The 12,372-nt window shown below is 58.5% G+C and carries 12 protein-coding genes; 2 read left to right on the top strand and 10 right to left on the bottom strand.

Annotation, left to right across the window (positions count from 1 at the left end):
- Nucleotides 1-19: 19 nt before the first annotated feature.
- The 8 genes from KHA73_RS14285 to chaB all read right to left on the bottom strand — a co-directional run bounded on the left by KHA73_RS14285 (nt 20) and on the right by chaB (nt 7,604).
- Nucleotides 20-691: an ABC transporter ATP-binding protein gene (locus KHA73_RS14285; protein WP_234585009.1), complete on the bottom strand. Its 672-nt coding sequence runs from the start codon at nt 689-691 to the stop codon at nt 20-22.
- Nucleotides 688-1,530, bottom strand: coding sequence for an ABC transporter ATP-binding protein (locus KHA73_RS14290; RefSeq protein ID WP_234585010.1), 843 nt, complete (start codon nt 1,528-1,530; stop codon nt 688-690). Before KHA73_RS14290 ends, KHA73_RS14285 begins: the two co-directional genes overlap by 4 nt.
- Nucleotides 1,520-2,377 (bottom strand): ABC transporter permease, encoded by an 858-nt coding sequence (locus tag KHA73_RS14295; protein WP_234585011.1) that lies wholly within the window; start codon nt 2,375-2,377, stop codon nt 1,520-1,522. Before KHA73_RS14295 ends, KHA73_RS14290 begins: the two co-directional genes overlap by 11 nt.
- A complete protein-coding gene (locus KHA73_RS14300) occupies nt 2,374-3,420 on the bottom strand; it encodes an ABC transporter permease (RefSeq protein WP_234585012.1) in 1,047 nt (348 codons plus the stop codon). Before KHA73_RS14300 ends, KHA73_RS14295 begins: the two co-directional genes overlap by 4 nt.
- On the bottom strand, nt 3,420-4,988 hold the full coding sequence (locus tag KHA73_RS14305; RefSeq protein WP_234585013.1) for an ABC transporter substrate-binding protein: 1,569 nt from the start codon (nt 4,986-4,988) through the stop codon (nt 3,420-3,422). Before KHA73_RS14305 ends, KHA73_RS14300 begins: the two co-directional genes overlap by 1 nt.
- Nucleotides 4,989-5,165: 177 nt before the next feature.
- A complete protein-coding gene (gene cbl / locus KHA73_RS14310; protein WP_234585014.1) occupies nt 5,166-6,119 on the bottom strand; it encodes an HTH-type transcriptional regulator Cbl in 954 nt (317 codons plus the stop codon).
- A gap of 303 nt (nt 6,120-6,422) precedes the next feature.
- Complete coding sequence (locus KHA73_RS14315; protein WP_234585015.1) at nt 6,423-7,118, bottom strand: gamma-glutamylcyclotransferase; 696 nt, start codon at nt 7,116-7,118, stop codon at nt 6,423-6,425.
- 258 nt (nt 7,119-7,376) lie between these two features.
- Entirely contained in the window at nt 7,377-7,604 is a 228-nt protein-coding gene (gene chaB, locus KHA73_RS14320) for a putative cation transport regulator ChaB (protein WP_234585016.1), read from the bottom strand.
- 129 nt (nt 7,605-7,733) lie between these two features.
- Here chaB and KHA73_RS14325 point away from each other — a divergent pair, with 129 nt between their 5' ends.
- On the top strand, nt 7,734-8,552 hold the full coding sequence (locus KHA73_RS14325) for a siderophore-interacting protein (protein WP_234585017.1): 819 nt from the start codon (nt 7,734-7,736) through the stop codon (nt 8,550-8,552).
- Nucleotides 8,553-8,846: 294 nt separating this feature from the next.
- A complete protein-coding gene (gene chaA / locus KHA73_RS14330) occupies nt 8,847-9,947 on the top strand; it encodes a sodium-potassium/proton antiporter ChaA (protein ID WP_234585018.1) in 1,101 nt (366 codons plus the stop codon).
- Nucleotides 9,948-9,984: 37 nt separating this feature from the next.
- Here the strand turns inward: chaA and lpxO are convergent, their stop codons facing one another.
- Entirely contained in the window at nt 9,985-10,887 is a 903-nt protein-coding gene (lpxO, locus tag KHA73_RS14335; RefSeq protein ID WP_234585020.1) for a lipid A hydroxylase LpxO, read from the bottom strand.
- Nucleotides 10,888-11,122: 235 nt separating this feature from the next.
- Nucleotides 11,123-11,911, bottom strand: a complete 789-nt coding sequence (gene phoH, locus KHA73_RS14340) for a phosphate starvation-inducible protein PhoH (RefSeq protein WP_061794660.1) — start codon at nt 11,909-11,911, stop codon at nt 11,123-11,125.
- Between the last annotated feature and the right edge of the window lie 461 nt (nt 11,912-12,372).

Below are 12,372 nucleotides of genomic sequence, written 5' to 3' on the forward strand. Positions count from 1 at the left end.
CGCGGCGGGTGAAACAGGTTCAACTCAGAATGCGGCCATGCGCCATCGCCACCGAACGATCGCACATATGGTCGATCACGTCCGCGTCGTGGCTGACCAGGATCATGGTCAGATCGCCCGCCTGCTTCAGCTCGTTGAGCAGATTGAGGATCTCCGCCTGTACCGACATATCCAGCGCCGAGGTCGGCTCGTCCAACAGCAGCAGCTTCGGCTTCAGCAACAAGGCGCGCACAATCGCCACGCGCTGGCGCTGGCCGCCGGACAGCTGATGCGGGTAACGGTCCAGCAGGCGCGGATCCAGGCCGACCTGGCGGAACCCAGCGCTGATTTTACGCTCGATGTCGCGTTCCTTCAGCAGCTTCAGCGGCTCCGCCAACGTGCGCAGCAGACGGTGTTTGGGATGCAGCGAGGCGTAGGGGTCCTGAAACACCATCTGCACCTCGCGCCGCAGTTCGCCGGTGAACGGCCGCCCCGGTTGCAGTTGCCGCCCCAGCAGCTCAAACCTGCCCTGCCAGCTGCCGTTCAGCCCGGCCAGCACCCACAGCAGCGATGACTTGCCGCAGCCTGACGGCCCGACCAGCCCGAAACATTCGCCCTGTTCGATATGCAGGCTAACGTCGTGCACCACGGTGCGCAGTTCGTAACCCTGGCGGTGGCTGACGCTCAGGTTTTCCAGCGCAATGACGCTCATTTCAAGGCCTCCAGCAGCGCGCGGTCCAATACCGGCAGCGGCTTGCCGCGGGTCTCTCGGCTCGGCCGGCACGACCACAGGGTGCGGGTATAAGGGTGGGTCGCCTGCGCCAGTTGGCCCGCCGGCAGCTGATCCAGCAGCTCGCCCTTGTACATCACCAGCACCCGTTCGCAGTGATGCGCCACCTGCTGCAAATCGTGGCTGATCAGGATCAGCCCCATATTGCGCTGCTCAACCAAATTTTGAATCAGCTGCAACACCTGATCGCGCATCTGGTGGTCCAGCGCCGAGGTCGGTTCATCGGCAATCAGCAGCTGCGGATCGTTAATCAGCGCGATCGCCAGCATCACCCGCTGGCCCATGCCGCCGGACAGCTGATGCGGATAGCGCTTGCTCAGCGCCGCCGGATCCGGCAGCCCCACCGCCGCCAGCATGTCCAGCACCTTCTCGCGCCGTTCGGCGCGGCTCAGCCGCGTATGCAGCACCAACGGCTCCTCGACCTGGCGGCCAATCGGCTGATTGGGGTTGAGCGCATGCTTGGGATCCTGCATCACCATCGCCACGTCGCCACCGCGCAACCGGCTCCACTGGCGTTCGTTCAGCCGCGCCAGATCGGCGTCACCCAGCGTCAAACGCCGCGCCTGCAGCTGCAGCGGCGGCGGCAACAGCCCCATCAACGCCCTGGCCGTCAGCGACTTGCCGGAACCGGACTCGCCGACCAGCGCCAGCCGTTCCTGCCCCATGCTGAAGGAGATGTTTTTCACCAGCGCCACCGGCTGCGGCGCCGGTAGCCGTATTGAGAGTTGTTCAACGGTCAACAGCCGGTTTTCAATGCCCATGACGAGGATCCATTTTATCGCGCAGGCCATCGCCCAGCAGGTTAAAGGCCAGGCTGGCGAACAAGATCGCCCCACCCGGTGCGGCGGCGACCCACCACTGGTCGAAAATCACTTTGCTGCCTTCGGCCACCATCGAGCCCCATTCGGCGGTTGGCGGCGGTACGCCCATGCCGAGAAAACCCAGCCCCGCAGCGGACAGGATGATGCCGCCCAGGCTTAATGCCGCGCGCACCACAGCGCTCGGCAAGCACAGCGGCAGGATATGGCCAACCATCAGCCGCAGACCGCCGATGCCCTGCATGCGCGCCGCCGCCAGATAATCGCTGCGGCGCAGCGCCAGGGTTTCCGCCCGCGACTGGCGGGCGAAGGCCGGCCAACTGGTCAGGGCCAACGCCAACGCGCCGTTCATTAGGCCGGGGCCAAGCACCGCGACAAACGCCAGCGCAATCACCAGGCTCGGCAGCGACAAGAAGATATCGGTCAGGCGCATCAGGACTCGCTCCACCCAGCCGCCCAGATAGCCGGCGCTGATGCCTACCAGCAGACCGATGGGAATGGTCAGCAGCAAAATCAACGACACCAGAATCAGCGTCGGCCGCGCGCCATAAATCACCCGCGACAGCAAATCGCGGCCGAAGCCGTCGGTGCCCAGCCAGTGTTCGGCGGAAGGCGGCAGCAGGCGCAGCTCAATATGCTGCAGGTTGGGATCGAAAGGCGCCAGCCAGGGGGCCAGCAGCGCGGTGAGGATCAGGATGGCCACCAGCGCCGCGCCCAGCGTCAGCGTGGTCAAACGGCCGCCGACGCTCGGTTCGCTCTGGGGTTCATGCTCGGAAAGATATTGGCTCATCGGGTTCGCGGGTCCACTAAATAGGTCAGGGCATCGGCCAGCGCGTTAAGCAGCACGAAACAGCTGCCGATCAACAAGGTCGCGCCAAGAATAGCCGGCGTATCGGCGGCAAACAGTGCCGAAGTCAGATAGCGCCCAACGCCCGGCCAGGCGAACACCGTTTCGGTCAATACGGCGCCCTCCAGCAGGCTGGCATAGGAAAGCGACAGCACGGTGATCAGCGTGCCGAGCACGTTGGGAAACACGTGGCGCAGCAGAATGCGCAGGCGGCCCGCCCCCTTGGAGCGCGCCAGCGTCACGTACTCCTTGTTGCACTCCTCCAACATCGCCGCACGCAGCAGCCGGGTGATGCCCGCCATCGACAACAGCGCCAGCGCCACCACCGGCAGCCACAGATGGCTGATGGCGTTGTAGAACATGTCGCGATCGCCGGACAGCCAGCTGTCGATCAGCACAAAACCGCTGCGCGGTTCGATGCTGTACAAATAAATATCGTCCAACCGCCCCGGCCCCGCCGACCAGTGCAGCGTGGCGTAAAACAGCAGCAGCCCCAGCAGGCTGAGCCAGAAGATCGGCACCGAATAGCCGATCAACGACAGCAGCCGCGCCGCGTTGTCCAGCCAGCTGCCCGGCTTGAGCACCGCCAGAAACGCCAGCGTAATGCCGCCGAAGGCGCCGAGAATAATCGCGCAGGTCGCCAGCTCGACCGTCGCCGGGAAGGTGCGCAGCAGATCGCTCAGCACCGGCTGGGCGGTAATGCGCGAAATGCCCATATCGCCGTGCGCCAGATGCACCAGATAGCGCCAGAACTGCACCGGCAGCGGCTGATCCAGCCCCAAATCGTGGCGCACCTGAGCATAGGTGGCTTCGCTGGCGTGATCGCCGGCCACCTGCAGCGCCGGATCTATAGGTGCCAGATGCGAGAGCATAAAGGTGAACAGCAGCAGGCCCAGCAACGTCAATGCCAGCGAAAGCGCGCCGCCGAACAGCCTGCCGCCCCAACGCCGGGCTACCCCGGCGAAGGATGAAGACGCGAAGGCCATTACTTGCTGACCTTGCTGTAGAACACCATGTCCGGGTTAATGCCCTGCTCATAGCCTTTGAGGTTATCGCGCACCGCAATCAGGCTGCGCGCCTGCAGGCCGATGACAAACGGCGAGCTGCGCTGCACCTCTTTCTGCAGCTGCAGATAGTCCGCCGCCCGCTTGGCCGGATCGTTTTCGGCGGTGGCGGCCAGCGTCAGCTTGCTCAGCGCCGGGATTTGCCAGTTGGCGCGCCAGGCCAGCGTTTTGCTGCCGTCTTCAGGGTTATAGGCAAAGGCCGCGGCGTTGGTGTTGGGATCGAAGTAGTCCGGCCCCCAGGAGGTCAGAGTGGCGTCGTAGTTGAGGGTCTTGACCTTGGTCGACACCTGCGAACTGATGCCCGGCACCAGCTCCACCTTCACCCCGCCCTGGGCGAAACTGGCCTGCAGCGCCTGGGCGATGTCCAGATACGGCGGCTGGTTGTTTACGTCCAGCCGGAAGCTGACGTTGCTCAACCCGGCCTTGGCCAGGATCTGTTTGGCTTTCTGCGGATTGAAGCTGTAAGGCTGGTCTTTCAGCGCGCCGAGATACCCCTCCGGCAGAAATGCCTGATGGCTCTGGAATTGGCCTTTCAGCAGATCGTCGGCGATGCCCTGGTAATCGAACAGCCAACGCGCCGCCTCCCAGAACGCCGGGTTGCCGAGCGCCGGCGAAGCTTTGGCGTTGAACTGCAGGTAATACAGCGAGGCGTACGGGATAGCCAGCGGTTTTACCCCCGGCTTGCCTTTCAGCGCCGCCATCTGATCGGCCCCCAGATTGCGCGCGATGTCGGCGTCACCCTGCTCGATCAGCAGACGGCGCGCGGCCGGATCCGGCACGTTCTTGATCAAAATGGTTTTCAGCGTCGGCGCCCCTTCCGGCGAACCTGGGTTGGCCTCCAGCACCACCGCTTCATGCGGGACATAGGTGCGGATCTTGTAGGGGCCGCTGCCGGCGGAGTGGCTGTTCAGCCACTGGTGACCGAAGTCGTCCCCCTGCTGGTGCGCCAGCGCTTCTTTGGCGTCGACAATCGACGACACCGGCGCCGACAGCAGGCTGAGAACGAAGGCCGGGCTGACGTTCTCGCTCCAGCTCACCTTCACCCGATGGTCGTCTACCTTGGTCAGGAACTGGTCGACGTTTTTAGCGTTCCATCCCAACTGCGTGAGGATAAACGACGGCTCCAGGTTCAGCTTCACCACTCGCGACAGCGAGAAAATCACGTCTTCCGGCCGCAGCGGATTGCCGCTGGCGAACCTGGCGTCCGGCCGCAGGCTGAAGGTCAGGCTGCGGTTGTCGCTGCCGGCCTGCCAGCTGGCGGCCAACGTCGGCTTGAGGTCGATCGGGTTTTGCGGATCCGACTGAATCAGGCGTTGATACAGGCTGTTAAACGACTGCACCGTGGTGAGCTCAAACCCCTGCGCCGGGTCAAAGCTGACCACGTCATCGATAGATTGGGCAATCACCAGGGTGTTGGCCGGCGTAGCCGCCTGCGCGTTAAGGCTGGCCGCCAGGGTTAAAAACAGCAACGAAGGGACGAACGCTTTCATCAGAAACTCTCCAAGCGGATGGAATTTATAGTATTTTCGCGAGTGTATGTGAGTGCGATCGGCAGGCGAAGGTACTTAAATAACTATAGATATTCTTTTTGCGTATATGGATGGGATTTTGATTATTAGCTGCACATGAGGAGGGGCGAACGGCAGGCAAACCCTGCCGTGCGGAGGCTAGATTTGGTAGTCGATCACCGCATCCAATTGGGAAGAGAATACCTTATCCTTGATTTCGGTCAGCGACAGCGTTGGGTTGCACAGCTGGATAAACCGCCAGGCATAGTTACGCTGTAACTGGCTGCGTTTCAGCCCCAGCCACACGGTGTTGGGTTCGAACAGATGCTCGGCATTGAGGCTGACCAGCCCGCGATCGCGATCCTTCTCGTAGGACATATCGGCCAAAACGCCGACCCCCAGCCCCAGCTCAACGTAGGTTTTAATCACGTCGGAATCCTGCGCGCTGAGCGCGATGTCCGGCGTCAGCCCGGCGGCCTTGAAGGCGGCGTCCAGCTTCGAACGCCCGGTAATACCCTGCCGATAGGTGATCAGCGGCAGCGTGCTGAGCATTTCCAGCGTTACCTGCGGCTGGCGCGTCAGCTCGTGCCCTTCCGGCACCAGGATGGTGTGATGCCAGCGGTAGTAAGGAAACGCCGCCAGCGATTCGTCGCTCATCAGTCTTTCGCTGGCGATGCCGATATCCGCTTCGCCGGAAGCGAGCATGGAGACGATTTCCTCCGGGCTGCCCTGGTTCAGCACCACCCGCACCCGCGGATACAGCGCGCGGAACTCCTTGATCACCCCCGGCAGGCTATAGCGCGCCTGCGTATGGGTGGTGGCGATATGCAGCTGGCCCGAGTCATTGCTGCTGAACACGTCCGCCAGGCGACGGATGTTATTAGCGTCGTTAAGAATGCGCTCCGCCACCACCAGCAGTTCTTTACCGGGTTCAGTCATGCCCAATAGCCGTTTGCCGCGACGGATAAATATCTCGATGCCCAGCTCTTCTTCCAGCTCGCGAATATGCCGGCTGACGCCCGACTGCGAAGTAAATAAGGTGTTGGCAACCTCGGTGAGGTTGTAGTTGCAGCGCGCCGATTCTCGAATAATTTTTAATTGTTGAAAGTTCATCCCCGTCCCCTTTCTGCCACTCATTGTTAGCAACATTGATACGGAGTCAAAGCGGTCGGAACAAATAAGAAATAACCTTTACTTATGCATTTTAGTGCTAAGCGAATTTTCCACCTGGGTGAATTAACTGTTTACCCGACTGATAATTACCCAATGGCTTTAAAATTAGCGAGATAGATATCCACTATAAAAATAAGGTTTAAATACTGATACAGAATTAAGTTATTAAATATAGGCATTAGATATATAAACGAAACAGGCCCAGCATGCTGGGCCTGTTGAGCGTCTGTTGGCAGCGGGCGTTCAGGCGGTCGCTTCACCGCCAATCGGCCCAGCGGTGTTTTGCTGCAGCCATTGCCGCACGTAATTGACCAAATCGCCAATGCAGTCGTCCTGCATGCCGTGGTGCTTCAGTTCGTCGTCCAACGCGAACAGGTATTGGGCGTTAGTGCCCAACGGGCCGCTGGCGCTGGCGATCAGCGGCGCGATCACCTGGTGGCTGGTATCCTCTTCAAACAGCGGGTGCTGCGGGTTCATTACGAACACCAGCGCGCTAACCACCTCGCCGTCGTCCAGCTGCAGGTCGCACCAGGTCGGCAGATAACAGCCGGTCACCATCTCACGCTTCCACAACAGCTCCAGCTCTTCACGCAGCTTGTCTTCCGGCAGACGAAACGCCAATCCGGTTGTCTGGCCCCCCTCCTTCAGCGCCAACATGCGCCCCGGCTGGCGCAATGTGCCGCGCCCAGCGGTCAGGCGCATGCAGAACGCCCGGTGCCACCCTTGCAGCGTGGCGGGCCGCACTTCTTCAGATTCAAATACCGGATTCCACATCAGCGAGCCGTAGCCGAAGATCCACACCGGGCTGTTGCCCGGACGGCGCGATAATGTGCAATCCAACGAGGCGGAACGCTGCTCTGGCGTCAGTAACAGCGACTCCTCAATGGCGCCGAATGCCGTTTTGCAGTCTGCTTTTTGCAGAAAATCTCGCGTTAACACCTTTACATCCTCCCGGGAATACGATTTCTCATGTTCCCTGCCACTACCTGAGCCTTTGCAATTTTATTTATTGGTACAGAATTTTATTAATTCAATAGCCATTCCTAATAAGAAAGACATTATTCTTTTCTCGATGCGCAATCAAGTTTCAAACGGGCTTTAAAGTGAAAAAGTATTTGTACTGAGCAGCAATAATATTAATTGCTGTGGCGGGTAGGCATTTTTAACCGGCGCATGAGCGCGCCGGGGGAAGAAAAACTACTTTTTGTGCCAGCGATCGTCGTCGCCTTTGCGATAGCTGTGCTTGACCGCCGCCCAGGCGACTTTGTGCGCCGTTTCTTCACGGCTGGCGTCATCGCGCCGCTCGTCCGGATCCGCATACTCTTGCCAGGCGCTGTTAAAGGCTTCCTTATAGATTTCCTGTGCGTGTTCCGGCAGCACGTTTTTCACATTGTCCGGCAAGGCGCTTTTGCTGTTGTACGGCATCACTTTCCTCCCGTTGATGTTGAGTGAACCTTAAGTTTAGGCGATGTCGCCTCCGGCCTCAATTAGCAAACGATTCTCATTATCAAACGACATGCTATACTCGCGGCAAACGAACATAAGGAGATCCCCGTGACTACCGAAGCCCCTCGCTCACGCGCCCCCTACCTGATTGCCGTCAGCGCCATTCAAGACATTACGCCGCACCTGCGCCGCATTACCTTTACTGCGCCCGACCTGCGCTATTACCCGGCCAACGCCGCCGCCGCGCATATCAAAGTGTTTTTACCGCAGGCAGGCCAGGAGCGGCCAGACCTGCCGACTCTGACCGAGAACGGCCCGCGCTGGGCCGCCGATGCGGTGCGCCCGATCGTGCGCACCTACTCTATCCGCGCCGTGCGTCCGGAACAGGAAGAAGTCGACATCGAATTCGCCCTGCACGACCACAGCGGCCCGGCGGTCAATTTTGCCCGCAACGCCCAGGCCGGCGACAAAATCGGCATCAGCAATCCCGGCGGCCCCAAACCGATGCTGCCTGAGGCGAAGTTCTACTGCCTGGCCGGTGACCCCTCTTCGCTGCCGGCGGTGGCCGCCCTGCTGGAAGGCCTGCCGGCAAACAGCGAAGGCCACGCCTTTGTTCGCGTTGACAGCTCCGCTGACGTTATCGATCTGAAAAAACCCGCTGGCTTCGCGCTGAGCTGGATCATCGGCGGCACGGAGAAAACCGACGAACTGATCGCCCGGTTCCGCGCGCAGGCCCTGCCGCAGGCGGAAACGCATTTCTGGCTGGCGGGTGAAGATCGCCTGGTGGTGGAACTGCGCCGCTACCTGCGCCGCGAACGCCAATGCGACCGTAATCATCTTTATGCGGTGCCTTACTGGCGTGAAGGGCTAAATGAAGAGGGTTATCACAATACGCGTCATGAAATCATGGACAATATTGACGGATAAAGATAATTTTTCCCTGATTAACCATATAATAAGCAAGTAAACACAGGTTTTTGCAGCATTAATGCCAAAAAATCCTTTTATTGCGTAAAAGTAAGTAAATAAAACCGCATCCCCTGCGGTTTTTTTGTTACCCTGATCACATAAAGCAGGCAATTGCTTTCTCAGTAAAAAACAACATCACATCAAGGCTGCGGGTGTATCCTATTATAAAATACTACTGGATACGCAGAGTTGCCGTTGCCCGGCAGCCGGCGATGACGGGACCACGCTGTTTGAGAAGGAGTAACCACAACCATGAAGTCGCAACATGATCCTGGCCGATCCAAATCCCGCCACACTGAATACTCCCTGATTTTTCCCATTGCCGCACTGGTCGTGCTGAATCTATGGGGCAACACCAGTAACTTTCCGCTGATCGTAGGCATTAATATCATCGCGCTGGTGGGTATTCTCAGCAGCGCCTTCAGCGTAGTGCGTCATGCCGACGTGCTGGCGCACCGCCTGGGCGAACCCTACGGCTCGCTGATCCTCAGCCTGTCGGTGGTTATCCTCGAGGTCAGCCTGATCTCGGCGCTGATGGCCACCGGCGACGCCGCTCCGGCCTTGATGCGCGATACGCTGTATTCCATCATCATGATCGTCAGCGCCGGCCTGGTGGGCGTTGCCCTGCTGCTCGGCGGCCGCAAGTTCGCCACCCAGTACGTCAATCTGGGCGGCATCAAGCAATACCTGATGGCGATCTTCCCGCTGGCGGTGATAGTGCTGGTGTTCCCGAGCGCCTTGCCGGGCGGCAACTTCAGCACCGGGCAGGCGCTGCTGGTCGCGTTGATCTCCGCCGCGATGTACGGCGTGTTCCTGGTGATCCAGACCAAAACCCACCAGAGCCTGTTCGTGTACGAACATGAAGACGACGACGGCGACCCGCACCATGGCAAACCTTCTTCGCACAGCAGCGCCTGGCATGCCGCCTGGCTGGTCGTGCATCTGATCGCCGTTATCGCGGTGACCAAGTTCAACGCCAACCCGCTGGAAGGCCTGCTGACCAAGGTTAACGCCCCCGCGCAGTTCACCGGTTTCCTGGTCGCCTTGCTGATCCTGTCGCCGGAAGGTTTGGGCGCGCTGCGCGCGGTATTGAACAATCAGGTGCAACGCGCCATGAACCTGTTCTTCGGTTCGGTACTGGCGACTATCTCCCTGACGGTACCGGCGGTCACCATCATAGCCACCCTGACCGGCCAAACGCTGATTTTCGGCCTGCAGACGCCGCATATCGTGGTGATGTTGACGGTGCTGCTGCTGTGCCAGCTGTCGTTCTCCACCGGGCGCACCAACGTGCTGAACGGCACCGCCCATCTGGCGCTGTTCGCCGCCTATATGATGACGATTTTCAGCTGATCAAAAAGGGGCGCCTTGTATGGCGCCCCTTTCAGCATCAGACCGCGAAGAAAATCGCCGCCGCTATCCCGCCAAACAAAATCCATTTAATGATGTAATAGCCGGTGCGATTCCACGCTTTCAGCCGCTTGCCTACCTTGCGTATCGCATAAATATACTTGAACAGCTTATTGACACCGCCGACGCGGTCGCCCTCTTCGTTCGGCGCAGTGGCGGCGCTCATCAGATTGCGCCCCAGCCAGTGGTTGACCGCCTGCGCCCAGCGGTAACGCATCGGTCGCTCGATGTCACAGAACAAGATCAAGCGGTTTTGGCCGCTCTGGTTCTCCGCGTAATGCAGATAGGTTTCATCAAACATGACCCCTTCACCGTCGCGCCAGCTGTAACGTTCGCCGTCCACCTCAATAAAGCAGCGATCGTCGTTCGGCGTAATCAGGCCCAAATGGTAGCGCAGCGAGCCGGCATAAGGATCGCGGTGGCGCGGCAGTCGGCTGCCGTCCGGCAATTCAGCAAACATCGCCGCCTTGACCGAAGGCAGGCTGCGCAGCAACGCGGTGGTTTGCGGGCACAGGGTCATGGCCGATGGATGGCCGTCTTCGTACCATTTCAAATAGAAACGCTTCCAGCCGGTCTTGAAGAACGAATTGAACCCGGCGTCGTTGAATTGGTCCGACGCCTTGATCTGCTGGATCTCCATCAGCTTTTGCCCTTCATCGCGAATGGTTTGCCAGTTTTCCCGCAGTACCGTCAATTCAGGAAACTGCTCCGGCTGCAAATACGGCGTGGTAGGTGCGCGCGAAAACAGGTACATAAAAACGTTCAGCGGCGCGGTAAACGTGGAATGATCGGAAAGTTGCCGCCAGACGTTGTAACGCACCCGGCCGCGGTAATGGACATAGACAACGCACAAGATAAATAAAATCAGAATAATATATTTCATGATTGAATCGCATCAAGGAACCCAACATTCCATGCGCCCGTATGGCGCACACCCCAGAATGTCCTTTGGCGGTAGCATTATTCTTCACGCCAATCTGGAACCTACTAATCATTAACGTTAACCCAACGAAAATCTATACAAAAAACCACAATAATTTACACTGGGGCTAAACGGATGGGCGTTTGGCGGCGGGATAAAAAAGGCCGCCGCAGCGGCCTTTTCATTAGCGGGTAGGTTAACTGTAAGCGTTGAGGGTGCGCTGGCACAGGGCGGAGCGCACGCAGTCCTGTTTATCGAAGCGGATAACGCCGATCATTTCGTCCTCTTCGAAGCGTTCCAACGCATCGCTGAGGCCTGATTTCACACCGCGCGGCAAATCGCATTGGGTTACGTCACCATTGACGATTACCGTGACGTTCTCACCCAAACGGGTCAGGAACATTTTCATCTGGCTGGCGGTCACGTTCTGGGCTTCGTCCAGGATAACGACCGCATTCTCGAAGGTGCGCCCGCGCATATAGGCGAAAGGCGCGATCTCTACCTTGCCGATTTCCGGCCGCAGGCAGTATTGCATAAAGGACGATCCTAAACGGCGCACCAGAATGTCATACACCGGGCGGAAATAAGGGGCGAATTTCTCAGATATATCCCCCGGCAAGAAGCCGAGATCTTCATCCGCCTGCAGAACCGGACGGGTAACAATAATCCGGTCCACCTCTTTATGTATAAGTGCTTCCGCCGCTTTGGCGGCGCTGATGAATGTTTTACCGCAGCCGGCTTCGCCGGTGGCAAATATTAACTGTTTATTATCTATGGCTGATAAGTAATGACCCTGAGCTTCGGTTCTAGCCTCGATGGGTGAGCTATCGCGCTTGTCTCGCGCCATGCCGATAGACTCAACACCCCCCATTTGTACCAGCGAGGTCACGGACTCTTCTTCAAGCTGGCGATGACTACGAGCGTCACGACGAATAACGCGTTTCGCTTCACGACGTGCTTTGATCACTGCTTTCTGTCTTCCCATAGTGGCACCTTACAGTTTGTTTCACCTACCGCAGCGGCCGGGCCGTGCGATTATGTTTCACACACGTATTAGGTTTTGGCCTCCTTCGGAGCCAATAAAAGCCAATGGACGGGGTGAATAAGCGGCGGCAATTTGATGCGCCGTTTTTTCACGGGATAACGCAGGTTGTGTAATTAAAAGTGGAGTAAAACGTGACAGGCGTTGGTGACGATAAGAGTGCGGAGTTGCCGGTAAAAGAGAGTCGGAGAGAGAACCCTCGTTACAACGAGAAATCAGGGAAGGTATGTTATTTTTTCTTTCCAGCCCAACCAAGGACTTTACCATTAGCGATCCCCGCAGTGTTATTTACAGCTTCCGCTGTGCACCTTGTGAAAACTACCGCCAGATGATTACAGTATAATGACATTCAAACCTGCAGCGTTGCTAAAATGTAAAAAAATTTAATATTTTTTGTTTTCAAC

It is taken from the genome of Serratia entomophila (assembly GCF_021462285.1).
GTDB lineage: Bacteria > Pseudomonadota > Gammaproteobacteria > Enterobacterales > Enterobacteriaceae > Serratia > Serratia entomophila.